Source organism: Arthrobacter sp. P1_C12_2 (genome assembly GCF_056406415.1).
Map to the genome: position 1 here is coordinate 407,197 of NZ_JBFUAF010000001.1, position 18,339 is coordinate 425,535.

19 protein-coding genes and 1 riboswitch are annotated in these 18,339 nt (G+C 67.5%); of the genes, 12 read left to right on the plus strand and 7 right to left on the minus strand.

Features of this window, described 5'->3' with window-relative positions:
• Nucleotide 1: 1 nt before the first annotated feature.
• The 5 genes from AC1DZQ_RS01930 (at nt 2) to AC1DZQ_RS01950 (ending at nt 5,330) form a co-directional block, all read left to right on the plus strand.
• The gene (locus AC1DZQ_RS01930; RefSeq protein WP_476961886.1) at nt 2–2,092 is read left to right on the plus strand and encodes a glycosyltransferase; all 2,091 of its coding nucleotides are present in this window, start codon (nt 2–4) and stop codon (nt 2,090–2,092) included.
• 8 nt (nt 2,093–2,100) lie between these two features.
• Nucleotides 2,101–3,972 (plus strand): hypothetical protein, encoded by a 1,872-nt coding sequence (locus tag AC1DZQ_RS01935; protein WP_476961887.1) that lies wholly within the window; start codon nt 2,101–2,103, stop codon nt 3,970–3,972.
• A gap of 2 nt (nt 3,973–3,974) precedes the next feature.
• Nucleotides 3,975–4,352 carry a hypothetical protein gene (locus AC1DZQ_RS01940; protein ID WP_476961888.1) on the plus strand — a complete coding sequence of 126 codons (378 nt, stop codon included), beginning with the start codon at nt 3,975–3,977 and terminating at the stop codon, nt 4,350–4,352.
• Nucleotides 4,353–4,378: 26 nt separating this feature from the next.
• Nucleotides 4,379–4,528 carry a hypothetical protein gene (locus tag AC1DZQ_RS01945; RefSeq protein ID WP_476961889.1) on the plus strand — a complete coding sequence of 50 codons (150 nt, stop codon included), beginning with the start codon at nt 4,379–4,381 and terminating at the stop codon, nt 4,526–4,528.
• Between the two features lie 97 nt (nt 4,529–4,625).
• Nucleotides 4,626–5,330 carry a hypothetical protein gene (locus AC1DZQ_RS01950; protein WP_476961890.1) on the plus strand — a complete coding sequence of 235 codons (705 nt, stop codon included), beginning with the start codon at nt 4,626–4,628 and terminating at the stop codon, nt 5,328–5,330.
• A gap of 30 nt (nt 5,331–5,360) precedes the next feature.
• On the opposite strand, the gene AC1DZQ_RS01955 is transcribed toward AC1DZQ_RS01950, so the two are convergent.
• Nucleotides 5,361–5,963 carry a phosphoribosylanthranilate isomerase gene (locus AC1DZQ_RS01955; RefSeq protein ID WP_476961891.1) on the minus strand — a complete coding sequence of 201 codons (603 nt, stop codon included), beginning with the start codon at nt 5,961–5,963 and terminating at the stop codon, nt 5,361–5,363.
• 172 nt (nt 5,964–6,135) lie between these two features.
• On the opposite strand from AC1DZQ_RS01955, the gene AC1DZQ_RS01960 reads away from it, so the two are divergent.
• Nucleotides 6,136–6,804 (plus strand): HutD/Ves family protein, encoded by a 669-nt coding sequence (locus AC1DZQ_RS01960; RefSeq protein ID WP_476961892.1) that lies wholly within the window; start codon nt 6,136–6,138, stop codon nt 6,802–6,804.
• Here the strand turns inward: AC1DZQ_RS01960 and AC1DZQ_RS01965 are convergent.
• The 4 genes from AC1DZQ_RS01965 to AC1DZQ_RS01980 all read right to left on the minus strand — a co-directional run bounded on the left by AC1DZQ_RS01965 (nt 6,801) and on the right by AC1DZQ_RS01980 (nt 10,947).
• Nucleotides 6,801–7,628 carry an ABC transporter permease gene (locus tag AC1DZQ_RS01965; protein ID WP_476961893.1) on the minus strand — a complete coding sequence of 276 codons (828 nt, stop codon included), beginning with the start codon at nt 7,626–7,628 and terminating at the stop codon, nt 6,801–6,803. The two genes, AC1DZQ_RS01960 and AC1DZQ_RS01965, sit on opposite strands and share 4 nt — an antisense overlap.
• 13 nt (nt 7,629–7,641) lie before the next feature.
• The gene (locus AC1DZQ_RS01970) at nt 7,642–8,571 is read right to left on the minus strand and encodes an ABC transporter permease (RefSeq protein ID WP_476961894.1); all 930 of its coding nucleotides are present in this window, start codon (nt 8,569–8,571) and stop codon (nt 7,642–7,644) included.
• A gap of 69 nt (nt 8,572–8,640) precedes the next feature.
• Entirely contained in the window at nt 8,641–9,822 is a 1,182-nt protein-coding gene (locus tag AC1DZQ_RS01975) for an ABC transporter substrate-binding protein (protein ID WP_476961895.1), read from the minus strand.
• Nucleotides 9,823–9,873: 51 nt separating this feature from the next.
• Nucleotides 9,874–10,947 carry an ABC transporter ATP-binding protein gene (locus AC1DZQ_RS01980; RefSeq protein ID WP_476961896.1) on the minus strand — a complete coding sequence of 358 codons (1,074 nt, stop codon included), beginning with the start codon at nt 10,945–10,947 and terminating at the stop codon, nt 9,874–9,876.
• 243 nt (nt 10,948–11,190) lie between these two features.
• Here AC1DZQ_RS01980 and AC1DZQ_RS01985 point away from each other — a divergent pair, with 243 nt between their 5' ends.
• From AC1DZQ_RS01985 to AC1DZQ_RS02010, 6 genes are all read left to right on the plus strand, one after another.
• Nucleotides 11,191–11,931 (plus strand): FadR/GntR family transcriptional regulator, encoded by a 741-nt coding sequence (locus tag AC1DZQ_RS01985; protein WP_476961897.1) that lies wholly within the window; start codon nt 11,191–11,193, stop codon nt 11,929–11,931.
• A 38-nt stretch (nt 11,932–11,969) separates the two neighbouring features.
• Entirely contained in the window at nt 11,970–12,716 is a 747-nt protein-coding gene (locus AC1DZQ_RS01990) for a cache domain-containing protein (protein ID WP_476961898.1), read from the plus strand.
• 48 nt (nt 12,717–12,764) lie between these two features.
• Nucleotides 12,765–12,832: riboswitch (guanidine-III (ykkC-III) riboswitch) on the plus strand.
• 9 nt (nt 12,833–12,841) lie between these two features.
• A complete protein-coding gene (locus AC1DZQ_RS01995) occupies nt 12,842–13,165 on the plus strand; it encodes a DMT family transporter (RefSeq protein ID WP_476961899.1) in 324 nt (107 codons plus the stop codon).
• Nucleotides 13,166–13,185: 20 nt separating this feature from the next.
• Nucleotides 13,186–13,572 (plus strand): DMT family transporter, encoded by a 387-nt coding sequence (locus AC1DZQ_RS02000; RefSeq protein WP_476961900.1) that lies wholly within the window; start codon nt 13,186–13,188, stop codon nt 13,570–13,572.
• Nucleotides 13,573–13,749: 177 nt separating this feature from the next.
• Nucleotides 13,750–14,760, plus strand: a complete 1,011-nt coding sequence (locus tag AC1DZQ_RS02005) for an aldo/keto reductase (protein ID WP_476961901.1) — start codon at nt 13,750–13,752, stop codon at nt 14,758–14,760.
• Nucleotides 14,761–14,781: 21 nt separating this feature from the next.
• Nucleotides 14,782–15,432, plus strand: a complete 651-nt coding sequence (locus tag AC1DZQ_RS02010; protein ID WP_476961902.1) for an MBL fold metallo-hydrolase — start codon at nt 14,782–14,784, stop codon at nt 15,430–15,432.
• 114 nt (nt 15,433–15,546) lie between these two features.
• Here AC1DZQ_RS02010 and AC1DZQ_RS02015 read toward each other — a convergent pair whose 3' ends face one another.
• Nucleotides 15,547–17,451, minus strand: a complete 1,905-nt coding sequence (locus AC1DZQ_RS02015) for a DEAD/DEAH box helicase (RefSeq protein ID WP_476961903.1) — start codon at nt 17,449–17,451, stop codon at nt 15,547–15,549.
• Between the two features lie 341 nt (nt 17,452–17,792).
• Nucleotides 17,793–18,116: a hypothetical protein gene (locus tag AC1DZQ_RS02020; protein WP_476961904.1), complete on the minus strand. Its 324-nt coding sequence runs from the start codon at nt 18,114–18,116 to the stop codon at nt 17,793–17,795.
• Nucleotides 18,117–18,339 lie beyond the last annotated feature (223 nt).

The window sequence follows — 18,339 nt, forward strand, 5'->3', positions numbered from 1 at the left end:
CGTGAGCGATCTGAAGGTGTCGGTTGTCGTTCCGGCGCGCAATGCCGCAGCCTGGCTGGGCGAGTGCCTGGAGTCGATCCGCAGCCAACACCCGCACGAAATGATCGTGGTCGATGGCTGCTCGACCGATGACACTGCCGCAATCGCCCGCGACTGCGGGGCAACCGTCATCTCCGATGAGGGACGCGGCCTGCCGGCCGCACGGATGCTCGGCGCCCGGAGCGCCACCGGTGAAGTAGTCGCCCTGATCGACGCCGACGTCGTCCTTCCGTCGAAGAGTCTGCCCCGGCTGCTAACTGAATTCGAGGCCGGCGGCTACGACGGCCTGCAATTCGGGCTGGCCAGCGAAGCCGACGGTCCCGGGTATTGGGGGGCTGCGCTGGCCTGGCACCACAACCACAGCCGGGTGCGCAGGTGGTTTGGCGTCAGCGCCACACTGATGCGCCGTGACGTGCTGCTCGACGTCGGGTTCGACGACGACTTCCGCTCCGGGGAAGATGTGGAGCTTCGGATCCGGCTGGAGCAGGCGGGGTACCGGCTCGGCGTCTCCGACTCCGTGGTGGTCAGGCACCGGTTCGACGACACGTTCGACTACGCCCGCGACCAGTGGCTCCAGGACGGGGCCGGGATGGCCCGCACCGTCCGCAAGCACCGTCGCGCCGGCTGGCTGGTGATGCTGCCCCTGCTGGCCACCGTGCGGGGCGTGGGCCTGTCCCTGGTCCGCGCACCCCGCTTCCTGCCGTATTGGATGGGCTTCCTGCTCTACAACTACCGCGCCATGGCCGGCGAGCTCCTGCGCCCGGCCCACAAGCCCATCTCGGTCGGCGGGAACGCGGCCTGGCTGGCCGCCGCGAGGATCGCCCCCATGGTGACGGGCTTCCTGTTCTGGGCGCTCGCGGCCCTCGTGCTCCCGCCGGAGCAAATAGGTCTCGGCTCCGCGGTGGTCGCCGCCGCGCTCCTGACCGTGCAGCTGGGGATGTTCGGGGTCGGGCCCGCCACGCTGACGCTCCTGCCCGCGGAAACTGACGGCGGCCGGCGCCTCATCGCCACCGGTCTGCTTACCGTCGCTACGTTCTCCCTGCTGGGCGCGGGCCTGCTGGTTGCCGTCACCTCTTGGCTCGGCACCGGCGTGGGCGTCGCCTGGGCAGACCCCCTGGTCACGGTTCTCTTCCTGGCCACGGCACTGCTCGCCGCCAGCGCCTACCAGCTCGACCACGTGGGCGTAGCCCAGGAACGGGCCGACCGTACGCTGGTCAGAAGCCTCGCGCAGTCCTTCGTGCAGCTCCTCTTCCTGGCCGCCGCGTTCGCCGTCGGACTCCGTGACCTGCCGGTGATTGTGGGCGCCGTTGCCGCCGGCGCGCTGGCCAGCGTCCTCGTAGGGCTGCGCCAGCTGGCCCGGGCCCACGTCTCCCCCGACTGGAAGCATGGCTTCCGGCCGCGCCCGGCCCTACAACTCCTGAAGCCGGGGCTTCCCAACCACGCCCTCACGCTCGCCGACCGCGCGCCGGGCTACCTGCTCCCGCTCATCGTTGCAGCCACTCTGGGCCCGGCGCCGACTGCCGCCTGGTACGTGGTGTGGATGATGGCCATGGCGGTGTTCTTCGTGCCGCAGTCCGCCGGCTTTACCCTGCAAACGGCCCTCGCGGGAACACGCGCGCGGCCGGGCCTCCTCGCCTCCGCGTTACGCGCCAGCTTCCTGTTGACTCTCGTGGCCGGGCTGATACTGATGCTGGCCGGGCCCCTGCTGCTGGGCTTCCTCGGGCCGCAGTACGCGTCCGCGTGGGTCCTCATTCCTGTACTCGTTCCGGCACTCCTCCTGAGTTGCGTGACCCAGGTCTACTACGGGCTGTGCCGGGCCCAAGGGCGGCTTTTGGAATCCACGGTAGTCGCCGCCCTGGCCGCCATTCTGGTCGTGGCACCCGCCGCGGCCGTGGCCCAGCAATATGGCCTCACCGGCGTCTCAGTCCTCTGGGCCGTTGCCCAAGCGGCGGCCTCGCTGATTGCCGCTTGGCGTCTGATCACCCTGACCCGGATGAAGCCCGCCGCCACCGCAGGCGAGATTCCTTCAGCGGCGCGCCACCAGCCGACCTGAATCGAGAAATGATGACACACGAAACGGCAACAAGCCTCCCGGCGGGCACCGCCCATCGGCATGAGGCGCATGCGCACGTCGGCGGTGCCAAGCCGCCCACCCACCGCAACCTCGGACTCACGCCGTCGTGGCACATCGGTGCCCTGGCCGCGGCAGCCGCGGCCGCGCTCGGCCTCGGCGTGTGGAGCATGAACCAGGTCGATGTCTTTCAGATCGGCGGGGCCGGGCTCATTGGCGTCCTCCCGCCTGCCTACTTCGTTGCGCTGGTGCTCAGCCTCGCCGGATTTGTGGCCTCGCTGAGACTCCGCCGCCTGGTCCCGGCTCTTCTGACCTGGCAGCTCCTGGTCACAGTGGTTCTCCTCGACGGCGCTGACCCCATCATCCATGGCCTGCCCCGGCTCGAGGCGAGCTTCCGGCATCTGGGCATTGCCGACACCATTAGCCAATCGGGCCAGTTGGATCCGACCCTAGACGCCTACTTCAACTGGCCCGGATTCTTCAACGTACTGGGAATGCTCTCCGGGGCGACGGGCGCCAAGGACCTTTTCGGTATCGCAACTTGGGCGCCGGTCGGGATCAACATCCTCCTGCTCGCGCCACTGCTGGCCCTGGCCCGGCGGTTGACGGCAAATCCGCGCCAGGCGTGGGCGGCTGTCTGGATCTTCTACCTGGCCAGCTGGATTGGACAGGACTACCTGTCGCCGCAGGCCTATTCCTTCCTCCTCCTGCTCACCCTGGTCGCCTGCCTGCTCAGTGTCTTCGGCGGATGGGCCTGGCCCACGGAACGCACCAGGTTCACCAGATGGCTTGCCCGCACTGTCAGCAAACTGGACAGCTCAGTCCCCCGGTATGGCGCCGCGGAGCCGCACCGGGCGGACACGGCGATTCTCGTGGTCGTCTGCGCCCTGATCCTGCTGGCCATGACGGCTTCACACCAGCTCAGCCCCTTCGCGGTGATCCCCATCCTGGCCGCGCTGCTGCTGACCGGCCGTCTCCGGCTGCGCTTCTTGCCGGTGCTGGCCGTAGTCCTGCCCGTCGGCTGGCTGCTCTTTGCGGCGTCCACATTCATGGAGGGGCATTTCGGCCAGCTGCTCGGCTCGCTCGGTGACATCGGGGCGAACAGCGTCGGCGCGCTGAGCACCAGGGTCTCAGGCAGCGATGCCCATATGTTCGTCGTCTACACCCGCATGGCCGAGGTCGCCCTGGTCTGGGTGCTTGCCGTTGCCGGCGCCATAGTGGGCTACCGGCGGAAGGCACCGTGGCTGGCGGCCGGGGCCGCGGCGCTGGCGCCGCTGGTCCTGGTTCCCCTCCAGCCCTATGGCGGTGAACTGCTCCTGCGCCTGTACCTCTTCAGCCTTCCGTTCGCCGTGTGCCTGGTGGTGCTGCCGCTGATGTCAGACAGTACCGCCGGACTGAGTCTGCGCCGAGCCCTTGCGCTGCTGCTGATGGGCGCGGTACTGGCGACAGCCACTGTCGTTTCCCGCTACGGAAATGACGGCATGGAAAGCTTCAACGACGACGAAATCGCCTTAGTGAACCACCTCTATTCGACTGCGCCCGCCGGTGCCGTCCTCATTGAGGCAGTTCGCAACACCCCGTGGAGATACCAGCACTACGCGGACTATGACTACCGGGCGCTCGTTGCTGCCGAGCCCATTCCCAACGCCGCGCCGCTCAGCTGTGACGCGGCCAACCAGATCGCCCACAAAGCGGGCGCGTACCTCATCGTTACCGAAAGCCAGCAGGAGGCAGCCGAACTTCGCGGTTCGACTCCCACCGGCGACCTTCAACGCTTTACCGCCACATGCGCCACCAGTCCGGGCTGGACGAAGGTTTTTGAAAACGCAGGCGGCGTGATTTTTCACATCGAAGGAGTTTAGCAATGGCAACTGAACGCAGCTACGTGAGCTATGCGACGGCAGCCGTCGCCGTAGCAGCCATACCGCTCTCGTTTGTCGGCCCCGAGGGCCTGCGCCTGGCGGTGATAGGACTGCTGATGCTGGCCGGGCCTGGAACAGCGCTGGTGCTGCTCCTCCGCTTCGACCCCCCGCGCTCAGCCCAGGCCACTGGCGCGCTCCCCCTCAGCATCGCCATCGCAATTGCCTTCAGCCTCGCGATGTCCACCCTCGTGGCGACGGCGATGATCTATGCACGTCTCTGGTCACCGCCGGCGGGCGTCTGCCTCCTGGCGGCCATGACCCTCGTCTTCCTGGGCCTTGAGCTCAAGAGGCCAAAGCGGGCCCTGGTGCATGCGAAATGATCATCTTCCTGACAGGACTGGCCACAATGACGGCACTCGTGAGTTGCGATGTGCTCCGCGTGTTGCAGCCGGACAAGGCACTCCCGCGCGTCGTGGTGATCATCACCGCAGCCCTGCTGGCCATAGTCGGCGTCGCGGTGGTCATGCAGTTGGTGCACTTGGCGCAGCTGGCATGACAGAAGCCGCCCGCCCGGTGCCGCGGCACGAGCGGACATCAACAAGTCGAACCAATCACGGAAAGTACCTTCAATGAGAAAACTCAGAACACTCAGCATGGTTGGGACGCTCGGAATGCTCGTAGCCGGTTCCCTTGTCTTCGGTTCCGCCCAGGCTGCCACTGCCGCAACCTGCAGCCCCGCACCGACGAACTCCTATCCCGGCACCGTTGTGCTCGCCACCAGTTTTGAAGCGAGCGGCTTTTGCGGCCTCGTCCCCAAAGTGTCCGGCACCGGCACCGCAACGATGTCCACCTCACGCCCGCATACCGGCACGCATGCAGCCAAGCTGCACGTGACCACCGATTCCGGCTCGCTCGCAAACCTCTCCTCCCCGGCGTTCTCCTCGGGGACCAAGACCTCGTACGCAGACGGCTGGTTCAATATCACTGTTGCCGGCGTTTCCGGCAATGACGTCCCGTACTTCCGCTTCTTCTCCGGCTCCACCCGGGTCGCGGACATCTACCGCTACAACAGCAACGGGCAGCTGTGGCTCCGGGTCACGTCACCGAGTGGCACCTTTGTCTACACAAAGCTGATCTCCAGCAGCATCTCCCTGAGCGCCTGGCACCATGTGTCCATGCGGGTGACCGCCAACGGCAACACGTCAACCATCCAGGTATGGTTCGACGGCGTGCAGCGATACAGCAGCACGAGCGTCAAAATGCTGGGGACCAGCCTGAGCAAAGTTCAGCTCGGGGCCGAGCACAACCGGCAAAAGGGCGACGAATACATCGATGACGTCGTCATCAAACGCTCCTAGTTCCCCAGATGGTCCGCGGGCGGCCCAGCCTCATTCCGGCGCCTTGGCCGCCCGCACGAAGTCCCCGATCTTGGCCAGGTCCTTGATGCCGCGTGCCGACTCGACGCCGGAGGACACATCGACGCCCCACGCCCCGGCCTCCGCCGCTGCCCGGGCCACGTTGGCGGGATCCAGACCGCCGGCGAGCAGCCACTTGCGCCCGGAAAGAGCCTTTGCCCGGACCGAGCCGTAGTCCCAGGCCTCGCCTGAGCCTGGCACGGCGGCGTCGATCAGGAGCAGTTCCTCACCCCAGTTGTCGAAAGCTTCCGCGGCGGCGGCCATGGTGACGGCCCTGATCAGTTTCATCCCGGCGTCGTGCACCGTCCGGACGTCCGCGGGCGAGCGGTCCCCGTGGAGCTGGACCCAGACCAGACCCGCCTCACGGGCGACGGCGACGGCGTCGCCGGCCGGTTCGTGCCGGAACACCCCCACCGCGGGCAGCCCGTTCGGGACGTGGGTGAGGAGGTTCCTGACCTGTTCCGGCGTGACCTCCCGGGGGCTGCGGGTCAGGACGAAGCCGACAGCGTCAGCGCCGGCGCCGGCCGCGACGCGGACCGCCTCCGGGGTGCTCAGGCCGCACACTTTGACAAACATTCGGGCTCCTTCTGCACGCTTCCTGCTTCTGACGTTAGCAAGCCCGGACCGCCGACGCCGACTTTGCGTCGGCACCGGCGTCGGCATGAGCGTGGGCAGCCCGGCCGGCGGCCAGTGCCCGGGGGGCCGTCCCGGGGGCCGGCGCCCGGGGACGGGCCGATAGGCTGAGGCCATGGAGATCATCCGCTACGCCGAGCTCAAAGCCCACCCCTGGCGCAACGGAGGCGGGGTGACCCGTGAAGTGGCGCGCCATCCCCGGACCCCGTCCGTGCAAACCGCCCCGCAAAACACTGCGCCGGACAACGCATGGGACTGGCGCGTCAGCATTGCCGAAGTCTCCAAGGCCGGCCCCTTCTCCGCCTTCGCCGGGATGGACCGCGTGCTGACCGTGATCGACGGCGACTTGCTGCTCCTGAGCGTGGACGGGGCCGAGCACCCGCTGGAGAAGTACCGGCCGTTCCGGTTCTCCGGCGACGCGGACTCGGCGGGGGCCCTGCCCACCGGCGACATCCGCGATCTGAACGTCATCACCCGCAACGGCGCCTTCAAGGGCTACACGTCCATCATCGAGCTGTCCAAGAAGCGCGCCCATCCGGTGTTCGAAGGCCAGTTCGCCATCCTCCTGCAGGGGCAGGGGACCGTCAGCCCCGGGGCTGCCGGCGGCCCCGGGCCCGACGCCGGCACTCCGACCGGGCCGACGGCCGCCGTCGCCCCGGAGCCGGAGCTTGTCGAACTGAGCCGTTATGACGCCGTCGTCGGCTCTGATACCGCGACGCCGGAAATCGTGGGCCGCGGATTCCTGGCCGTCATCTCGATCGATCCTGCGGAACCCGGCGTTTAGCGCTCGTCCGCCTTCACCCGGGCGCCGCTGACACGCACGGAGTCCCCGGACAAGCGCTGGGCGAGCCAGATGGGCACGATCGAAACCACGATCAGCACGACGGCGACGACGTTGACCACGGGTGCCTGGTTCGGCCGGAACAGGTTCTGCAGGATCCAGATCGGCAGCGTGGTCTCGCCGGCCCCGATCGTGAACGTGGTCACGATGATCTCGTCGAAGCTCAGCGCGAAAGCCAGCAGGCCGCCGGCCAGCAGGGCGGAACGCAATTGGGGGAATGTCACCAGGTTGAAGGTGGTGAAGACACCGGCTCCAAGGTCGGCGGAAGCTTCCTCCAGGCCTGGGCTCGTTCGCCGGAGCCGCGCGATGACGTTGTTGAACACGGTCACCATGCAGAACGTGGCGTGGGCGATCACCACCGTCCACAGGCTCAGCGGGACGCCAAGAATGGTGGTGAACATGTTGTTCAGGGCAATGCCAGTGACAACGCCGGGCAGTGCGATCGGCAGGATCACCAGGAGGCTGATGACGTCGCGGCCGAAGAACTCATAGCGCTGCAGTGAGATCGCCAGCAGCGTCCCCAGCACCAGCGAGATGAAGGTCGCGACCACTGCCACCCACACGGAGGACAGGACAGCGTCCCGGACACCGGGTGAGTCAAAAGCCTTGCCCCACCATTCCAGCGTGAAGCCCTTGGGCGGCCAGCCGAAAGTCCGGTCTGCGTTGAACGAGTTCACCACCACCAGCATCAGCGGGACGTAGATGAACAACAGCACCAGCACGGTGATGAAGCCCAAGACCACTTTGGCGCTACGGGAAAGTCTCATGCCGCGCCTTTCGCTACAGGTTGTTCAGGGCGCCGGTGCGGCGGACGATGAAGAGGTAGAACATGATGATGGCGATCGGAACCAGGGAGACCGCGGCGGCGAATGGCAGGTTGTTGGCCGCCCCGACGTTCGCGTAGACAACGGTGCCCAGCATCTGCGTGGTCCCGCCGACGATCTGCGCGGTGATGTAGTCGCCCAGGGACAGGGAGAACGTGAAGATCGTGCCCGCGATGATGGAGGGGACCAGCAGCGGAAGCATGACGAGGCGCATGGTGGTCAGCGGCTTCGCGCCCAGGTCCCCGGAGGCCTCCAGCAGGGAGTCGGGTACCCGGTCAAAGCCCGCGTAGATCGGCAGGATCATGTACGGCAGCCAGATGTAGGACAGGGTCAGGATGACAGCCGTCTCGCCGTAGCCCGGGGACGAGAGGCCGATCGGCGCGCCCAACCACTCCAGCAGGCCCCCCTCGGCAAGGACATTCCGCCAGGCGTAGGCCTTCACGAGGTAGCTTGCCCACAGCGGCATCAGCACGGCCACCACCAGCAGTTTCTCCCAGCGGGCCGGAGCCACCTTGGCAATGAAGAATGCGATGGGCAGGGCCAGGATCATGTCGATCACGGTAACCGCCACCGCGATCCACAAAGTCCGCAGCGTGATCCGCTGGTACACCGGATCCGTCAGGACCGTGACGATGTTCTCCGTGGTCCACTCCGTGGACACCTCTCCAGTGAAGGTGTCCACGGTCCAGAACGCGGTGATTAGCAGTGCCGCCAGGGCAGCGATGTACACCAGCACCAGCCAGCCCGCCGGGGCTGTGATCAGCGCGGCGAGCCTCAGCCGGGGTGAGCGGTGCAGCAACGCCGAGAAGGCGTTGGGTTTCGCCCGGGGTACAGCCCCGGCATGACGGGGTGGGCCGGGCGGCAACTGTTGAATCTGTTGTGCCATCTCGCCTTAATCTCTGCCAGCCGCCGGGGCCAGCTTTTTCATTGCGCTTCTGGTGCGGCGGTGCCGGAATCAGCCCTTGATTTCCGTCCAGGCCTTGGTCCATTCCGAATAGTCGGTGCACTTGACGTCCTTGCGGCCATCGAGGCACTCGGCCACCGGGGTGGTCCAGTACCAGAGCTTGTCGGCGTAGGCCGCATCACCGGAGTGGTACGTCTCGCAGTGCTTGGGATCCTTGGTCAGCCCGCAGGATTTGGTGTTGGCCGGGGATTCGCCAAAGTACTCCGCTACTTGGGCGTTGACCTTGGGGCTGGCGATGTAGTCGAGCCATTTGTAGGCGCAGTTCGGGTTCTTGGTCTTGGATCCGATCATCCAGGTGTCCGACCAGCCGGTGGCACCCTCAACAGGTACGAGGGTTGCGACCTTGGCGCCGTCGGCCGTCGCGATGTTGGCCCCCACCTGCCAGGTCGTGCCGATCACGGTGCTCCCGGACGTGAACGCCTGGACTTCCTTGACGACGTCGCTCCAGTACTCGCCGATATGCGTGCGCTGCTGCTTGAGCAGGTCGACGGCGGCGGCCAGCTGGTCCTTGTCGAGGGCATAGGGGTTCTTGATGCCCAGGTCCGGCTTATGGGTCATGAGGTACATGGCGGCATCGGCGATGTAGATGGGCGAATCGTAGGCCGTGACCTTGCCGGTGTTCTTGGCGGCGTCGTCAAACACTGCGCTCCAGGAGGCTGGCGCCGGCGTGACCTTGTTCGTGGAGTACATCAGCAGGTTGGCGCCCCAACCGTGGGGCATTCCGTAGTTAACGCCGTTGACGGTGTTCCAGGCTTTGTCCTTCAGGAACGGATAGATGTCCGGATAGTTCTTCAGGAGGCTCATGTTGACCGGTTGCACATCCTGGCCGGCGATCAGGCGCAGCGAAGCATCCCCGGAGGCCGAGACGACGTCGTACTGTCCCGTGCGCATGAGCGTCACGGCCTCGTCCGAGGTGCCGAACGGCTTGAAGCTGACCTTGCACCCCGTCTCCTGCTCGAACGGATGCACCCAGTCGACTGCAGGGTCGTTGCTGCCATCCTCGACATAGCCGGGCCATCCGAGGATGGACACCTGGCCTTCACCGGAGCCGATCTCGGTCTTGACCGGCTGCGCCGACGGGGCGGATCCGCCGCTGGTTCCGCAGGCTGCCAGCGCGAGGGCTGCCGCCGCAACCACCCCGACCACGAGGGAGGCCTTCGTTCTTGGTGCCATGATCCTTGCCTTTCGATGGGGGGTGAATCGATGTATGGGCATGGCCCGGCGTCAGGTGCCGCGGGCCGGAAGCCAAACGACGGTGTCGTCGTCCCAGCTGACCGTGACGGGCCCGTTCACCAGCTCCGCGTCGCTGCCGGGCAGCTTTTCCGGCACCAGCGCGACGACGGCGGGGCCGCCGTCGAGCTGCACCCGCACCTGGGTGGCGTGCCCGACGTAGACGAACGACGTCACCGTCCCGCGCCGGGAGGTGGTGCCGGAACGGTGCTCGGGTTCGCCGGTCCAAGCGACGCGCAGCCGCTCGGGACGGATGCAAAGTGGATCCGGCCGGCCATAGACCGCCTGGGCCTGGGCGGCGTCGAAAATGTTGGAGGTGCCGACGAAGTTGGCCACGAAGATGCCGCCGGGGCGCTCGTAGATTTCGTGCGCGGTACCGATCTGTTCGATGCTGCCGTTGTTGAAGACGCAGATCCTGTCGCTCATGGTCAGGGCTTCCTCCTGGTCGTGGGTGACGAAGATGAAGGTGATGCCCAGCGAGCGCTGCAGTTCCTTGAGTTCGACCTGCATCTGCTGCCGGAGCTTGAGGTCCAGGGCACCGAGCGGCTCGTCCAGGAGGAGGACCTTCGGCTCGACCACGAGGGCCCGGGCAAGGGCAACCCGCTGCCGCTGGCCGCCGGAGAGCTGGGCGGGTTTGCGGCCGAGGAACTTCCCGAGCTGGACGCGGTCCAGGGCCTCCCTGGCCCGCTCCCGCCGCTGGTTCCCGGGCATGCCGCGCACCCGGAGCCCGTAGGCCACGTTGTCCACGAGGGACATGTGCGGGAACAGCGCGTAGTCCTGAAAGACGGTGTTGACGTCCCGCTGAAAAGGCGCACTCCCCGTGACGTCCTTGCCCTCGAGTTCGATACTTCCGGACGTCGGCAGCTCGAAGCCGGCGATCAAGCGCAGGACCGTGGTCTTGCCGGAGCCGGACGGGCCAAGCATGGAGAAGAATTCCCCGTGGCGGATGTCCAGGTCCACGCCATTTACCGCGACGGTGTCCCCGAAAACCTTGGTGAGCTTGCGCAGGCGGATCGCCGGAACCCCTTCGCTTCCGGTCGAGGTGCCGGCGGCCAGTGTTTCGGTCATGGATTGCGCCTTACTCCGTTGCCGGATCGTCCACAGGAGAGCCACGCAGCGGAATGTGATCCAGTCCACACCGGGCTGCTGGGCCAAATGCTATTACTTCATAGGTTTTATGTATAGACCCTCCGGCAAAGCCCGGATTAGGATGACATCAGCCCGGGCGACGCGCGGCGGCGCCGCCTGCGGAAGCTGCATGGATACCCCGGACGGGGCAGCCGGATACCGCCGGAGGGAAGGGAGGCCCGGATGTTGTTGTCGCCGAATGGCGCCTCCCGGAGCCTGGCGGCGGTGTTCACGCCGATCAAATCACGCGGGCTTGTGGATGAAGTGTGCGGCCGGATCGAACAGGCCGTGGAGACCGGGCTGCTGACCAGCGGCCAGCGGCTGCCAAACGAAACCGAGCTGGCCGCGGCCCTGGGAGTGTCCGCAGTAACGGCACGGGAGGCCCTTTCCCAACTGCGCGCCTCGGGAATCATCCGGACCGCACGCGGCCGCAGCGGCGGAAGCTTCATCGCCGACGACGTGCTGCCCTCCCGGGAACGGGCACTGGCGCAACTGCATGAGCTGAGCCGGCTGCAGATCACGGACCTCGCCCTGCATTACCAGGCGATCGCCGCGGCCTGCGCGGGGGTGGCGGCCCGGCGCTCCGACGCCGCCGACATCGCCACGCTGCGCTCGTTCATCCCCGCAGCGGACGATGACTCCCTGAGCTGGCGTCTGGCCCTCTCGGAGTTCCTGCTGGAAGTCGCGGCCATTGCCCGCTCCGCCCGGCTCGCCCGGGAGCTCATCCGACTACAGGCCGATCTCGGCACCCTCACGCTGCTGCCCTGCGCCGACCCCGGCTATCGAGGGCGCACCACCGTGATCCTCGACGACGTGGCAGCGGCCATCGAGGCCCACGATCCAGGCGCCGCCGAAACGGGGGTCAAGGCCCTCATCTCCGCCACCACCGACTGGCTGCTGACGGAGCAGGCGAAACACTATTGACCGCAAATGTCCGGCACCTTCGAACTAAGGCAGCAACCATGTCCGAAACCACCTCCACCGCAGGCCCCACCGCAGCGTCCCTGCCATCGCCGGAAGCAGCGTCGGCCGAACTGGCCGCCGCCGAACTCGACGCGACCATCGCCGGCATCGAGCACCGCCTCACGGCGTGGGCTGCCGACACCGGGGCGGCCCTGGCCGCCATATCCGGCAAAGTCACGGGCACGGCAGTGGACAAGCTCATCCGTCCGGTGGTCGAGGAACTGGTGCAGCTGCCCGGCGGCTACGCGGCCGGCGCGGGGTTCATCGCCAATGCCGGCCTGCTCGGGCCAGAACGCAGCTATATCGCCTGGTGGCAGGGCCCGGACCTGGAACACGTCGACGCACTGGCCAACTTCAGTCCCAACTCCATCAGCCGCTACGTCAAGGCCGAGTGGTTCCGGATCCCCGTGGAAACAGGCCGGGCCCATGTCACCGGGCCGTATGTGGATTTCCTCTGCACCGACGAGTACGTCCTGACCTTCACACACCCGGTGTTCACCCGCCCGGGCGGCCCGGTCGCCGGAATCGTGGGCATCGACGTCACGGTTCAGCGCCTGGAGCGCGGGGCCATGGCGGCCCTGCGGCGGATCGGCGGCCGGGCCACCCTAGCCACCGCCGACGGCCGGGCCGTGGTCTCGGCGGCGTCCGATATCGACGCCGGCGACCTCACCGCGCCGCACGAACCGTGCTCGCATTACCGGGTGGGGCGCACGTTCACAGTCTGGAGCGACGCAGTCGGGCTGTGACGCGGGACTGGGACAAAGGACTCTGACTCGGCTTTGCTAAACTTGGAGGTCAAGGCCCCCGTTTCCGGGCCTCCGGACGACGGTTCAGTACCCGGCACGCGACAAGACTGGCCACAGGAGCTGTCATGCCGTGGTTAATACTCATTCTTGCCGGGGCGCTGGAGGCCGTCTGGGCCGCCGCCCTGCACCGGACCGCACAGGCGAGCGAACGCCGCCGGCTGGTACCGGCCCTCGTTTTCCTCGTTTCCGTCCTCGCCAGCACCGGCGGCCTCGCGGTCGCCATGCAGTCCATCCCCACCGGAACGGCCTACGCCGTGTGGGTGGGGGTCGGCGTCGTCCTGACGTCCGGCTACGCGATTTTCGCCAAAGTTGAGCGCCCGACCGCGGCGCGTATCCTGCTGCTTGGCGGGATTGCCGCGAGCGTCGTCGGCCTGAAGCTGGTGGCGTGACCATGGTGAAATCAGCTGCAATGTCATGGATGATCCTGCTCGCTTCCGCCCTGCTGGAGGCGGTTTGGGCCACGGCCCTGGGCCTGTCCGACGGGTTCTCCCGCCCGCTGCCGACTCTCGTGTTCGCCGTGACGGCCACCCTCAGCATGGCGGGGCTTGGCATGGCCGTGAAGCGCATTCCGCTCGGCACCGCCTACGCCGTCTGGGTGGGGATCGGCGCCGCACTGACGGTCGGCTGGGCGATGGCCACCGGCGTCGAACCGGCCAGTCCACTCAAGCTGCTCTTCATCGCCGGGATCGTCGGCTGCGCGGCGGGCCTGAAGCTCCTGCCGGCGCCGGAACCGGCGCCGAAACCGGCAGTGGATGCCGTGCAGCCGTCCTCCCCCGCGGAAACTCCCCACGTTTGAGGCAGCACGACGGCGTGTCCCAGCGGCGCGCCGTCGTACTGGCGGCCCAGCAGTCAAAGGTGGGGAGAATCTTCCGGCGCGCCAACACCCTAAAGCCGGAATAGCCGCGCGCACCCCGGGGTTCTTGGCAGGGACGGAACTACTACGGCACTAGTCAGTGCGCGAATGGAGACCCAGATGACGGCAGCAACAGTCCAGCTCGGCGACGGCCTCACGGTCAGCCCACTGGGGTTCGGTGGCATGGCCCTGACCCCTGTTTACGGCGAGGTGGACCCGGCCGAGGCCCTGCGGACCCTGCATCATGCGGTGGATGCCGGCGTCAGCTTCATCGACACGGCGGACATCTACGGCGGCGGCAGCAACGAGGAGCTGATAGCGCGGCTGCTCAGGGATCGCCGCGGCGAAGTCCAGCTGGCCACCAAGTTCGGCCTCGTGGGCACACCGTCGGCCGGCTACACGGACATCCGCGGCGACGCCGCCTACGTGCGGCAGGCGGTGGACCGCAGCCTGCAACGGCTGGGCACCGACACCATTGACCTGTACTACCTGCACCGCCGTGACCTCCGCGTTCCGATAGTGGAAACCGTGGAGGCCATGGCGGCGCTGGTGCAGGCCGGCAAGGTGCGGCATCTGGGCCTGTCAGAGGTGACGGCCGGGGAGCTGCGTGAGGCCAACAGCATCCACCCGATCGCCGCGGTCCAGAGCGAATGGTCCATCTGGAGCCGCGACGTGGAACGCAACGTGGTTCCCGCCGCAGCCGAACTCGGGGTGGGCTTTGTGCCCTATTCGCCGCTGGGCCGGGGATTCCTCACCGGCACCGTGGACGCCTCGACTCTGGGCAGCAACGACTTCCGCCGCAACATCCCGCGTTTCGCCGCGGACGCTGCCGGCGCCAACCAGGGTGTGGTGGCGGCCGTACAGGCGGTCGCGGCCGAACTAAGCGTTGCCGGGCAGGCTGCAACTCCCGCCCAGGTGGCTCTGGCCTGGCTGCTCGCGCAGGGCCGGAAACTGGGACTGCCCGTGGTCCCCATTCCCGGCACGCGCAAGGCGGACCGGATCGACGAAAACCTGGGCGCCCTGACGCTCGAGTTCACCGCAGCGCAACTGCAGACGCTCGACGCCGCCGCGGACGCCGTCGTCGGCTCCCGCTCCGCGGACCCCAACTGGGTGTCCCAGGGCCGTGAATAGCGCCTCCGTAGACTGAAGCCCATGGACTCGCTCATTCACTCGTTACGTGACATCACCATCCGCCGGATTTCGGTCGGCGAGATGGACAACAATGTATACCTGCTCACCGCCAAGGCCTCCGGAGCGCAGCTCCTGATCGATGCGGCCGATGATCTGGCCGCCATCCAGGGGCTGCTCGCGGACGCCGCCGCGGATACTTCCGCGACGCCTAAGCTGGCGCTGGTTGCCACCACCCACCAGCACTGGGACCATGTCCGGGCGCTGCCGGGCCTGGTGGAAGCCACGGGTGTAAAAACGGCGGCCGGGACAGACGATGCCCCGGAACTGCCGGTGCCGGTCGATGTACTGCTGGATCATGGGGACGTCGGCAACTTCGACGGCTTCGACGTGACTGCTGTGCACCTGCGTGGCCACACACCGGGTTCGATCGCCCTCGTGTACCAGGACCCCGCGGGGCCGGCACACATCTTCTCCGGCGATTCGCTGTTCCCCGGCGGGGTAGGCAACACGCAAAAGGATCCGGCGCGGTTTGCCCAGCTGATCACCGATGTGAGCGAGCGGCTGTTCGACGTGTACCCGGATGACACCCTGGTGCACCCGGGCCATGGCAAACCCACCACCCTGGGCGCGGAACGGCCGCATCTGGAAGAGTGGCGCGCCCGCGGCTGGTAGCTGGCGCTGCGCTTCGTGGATTGCGCTGCGCATGATGCCGGTCGCTGCGGGAATTCCCGTAGCGACCGGCATTATGCGCGTCACCAGCTACTTTAAGTAGCGAGCAAGCGGACTTTAGCGGCTGCGGCGTTCGTTCGAGGCCGGAGCCGACGCGCGGCGCGGGCCGGCGCTGCGGGCCGGACGTCCTTCACCGGAGCGGCCGTTGCCGCCGCCGGCGTAGGATCCGCCCGAGGTGCCGCCGGTGTTGGAGGACCAGACAGCCGCGCTGCCTCCGGATTTGCTGCCAGCGGACTTGGCGCCGGCAGCTGCACGCTGGCCGGTTGCCGGACGTCCGCCGCGCTGGCCGCCGGTCGAAGCGCCGGCGCGGGGAGCGCCACCGGTGCGGGGTGCTCCGCTGCGGGGAGCCGAAGCGCCCCGGGCGTCGCTGCGTCCCTCTGCGGCGCGTCCGTCCGAACCGCGGCCGGACGCGGCACGGCCGCCGGCGGCCGGAACGTCGTTGTGGTGCGCATAGGCGGTGGTGCGGCCACGGCCACGCGCATTCCGGCGCTCGGCGCGCTCGGCATCGGAACGGTCCTGATTCTTCTCCGCGACGCGCTCTGCAGCGTTGCGGGCAGCAGCCTGACCTTCATAGGCGACGGCGCGGCGCTCGGCGCGCGGCAGATCGGTGCGGGGAGCCTCGGCTCCGACGCGTCCGCGTCCGCCACGGCCACCACGGCCACCCGCGGTGGGTGCAGCCTGGGTGGTGCGGCGGGCGCGCTTGCGCTCGGCGTTGGCACCGGTGGAGGTGCCGCCGCCGTGCTGCGCGGCCTTGGCGGCCAACAGGGCGGCGCGGGTGCGCGGATCGATCTTGTCGGCCATTTCGCCAACCAGTTCAGCAACCAGCGGCGAGTTGGCGGTGACGCGCTCGAAGTTGACCTCGACGCCGGCAGCCTTCATCAGCTTCTTGACGTCGGACTGCTGCTCGGGCAGGGTCAGCGTGACCACGGTGCCGTCGGAACCGGCGCGGGCCGTACGGCCTGAACGGTGCAGGTACGCCTTGTGTTCCGTGGGCGGATCCACGTGGATGACCAGTTCGACGTCGTCGACGTGGACGCCGCGGGCCGCGACGTCGGTGGCCACCAGGACGCGCACGTCGCCGGAGGAGAACTCGGCCAGGTTGCGGTCACGGGCGTTCTGCGAGAGGTTGCCGTGCAGATCGACGGCGGGGATGCCGGCGTCGGTCAGGGTCTTGGCCAGCTTGCGGGCGTGGTGCTTGGTGCGCATGAAGAGCACGCGGCGGCCGGCACCAGAGGCGAGCTCGACGATCAGCTGCTTCTTAACGGTCTGGTCGTTGACCACCAGCACGTGGTGTTCCATGGTGGTCACCGCGGCCTGCGGGTCATCCACGGAGTGGGTCAGCGGGTTGGACAGGTAACGCTGGACGATCTTGTCCACGCCGTTGTCCAGCGTGGCGGAGAACAGCAGGCGCTGGCCCTGGGTGGGGGTCATGTCCATGAGCTTCTTGACCACCGGGAGGAAGCCGAGGTCGGCCATGTGGTCGGCCTCGTCCAGGACGGTGATCTCGACTGCTTCGAGGGTCAGGATGCGCTGGCGGATCAGGTCCTCCAGGCGGCCCGGGCAGGCGATGACGATGTCGACGCCGGCGCGCAGGGCCTTTTCCTGGCGGGCCTGGGAGATGCCGCCGTAGATCACGGTGGTGGTCAGGCCCATGGCCTTGGCCATCGGCTCGATGGTCGCGTTGATCTGCGTGGCCAGCTCGCGGGTCGGAGCCAGGACCAGGCCCATCGGGCGGCCGGGCTTGCGGAAGTGCTTGGCTTCCCGCTCGGCGAGTCGTGCCACAAGCGGGATGGCGAATGCAATGGTCTTGCCGGAGCCGGTGCGGCCGCGGCCCAGGACGTCGCGTCCGGACAGCGTGTCGGGGAGGGTCTTGACCTGGATCGGGAAGGGCTCCACGATCCCCTGGGCGGTCAGGGTGTCGGCAAGTGCTTTGGGCGTGCCGAGGGCAGCAAATGTAGTCATGTGTTTCAAAGTCTTTCAGGCGGTATCCATGCGGATATCGGCCCCCGATGCCGGTTGGCTCAAGGGTTCGCCGAAGAAAAGTCAGGTGATCAACCGGGCTGTTGCCAAACTTCAGCAAGCGGCCGCCGGGACCAAATGGAACGCGTTCATCGACGCAGGATGTGCCTCTCACATGAAAAAATCCCACTCCCTGCGTGCGGATTCCCGAAGGATTCCGGCAGGGATCCGGCTGATGGACCGAAGCCGGTCAACCGAATCGAGAGTGGGCATCACTGCACATCAAGTTATAGCAGTCTATCACCCAGCCGGGCCGGGCCCGCATCCGTGACCGTCGGCCCGGCCTAACCCGCCAGACTGGGGGCTTGAAACAGCGGAACATGGGAGGACCCGGCGGCCGTGCGGTCGGGAGCCCGTGACGGCGACGGTGACGGTGACGGTGTTTGAGCCTGGCCCGGCCCGGCCGGCCGGAGGATCACGAGCGCCTCGGCGTCGATAAGGCGGCGGGCTCCGGTCCGGGCATCCAGGATCCAGAACAGCTCCACACCCGTGACGGTCCGGGTCACCGCGCCCCGATGGAAGAGCTTCCCGTTGTGCCACGCCTCGATCTCATCCCCCACGTTCAACTCGGCGGAGCTGCGGATCTGCCGTGCTTCGTCAACGTCCATGATCATTGCCCTTCCCCAGCGTTCAATGTCTTGTGCCCAGCATTCACGACACACGTTTCGAAATCGTTTCGGGAGCGTGATTTCCACGTGTCCGTCCGCCGTCGCGGCGCTCGAAGGGAATCCCAGACAGTGTATTGACCGCCATTGCGTCCGGGAGGACCATGGTGGGCGGGCCAGGCGACAAGAGGAGACGGTGCACGACGCCGGGAATGGTCGCCGCTGG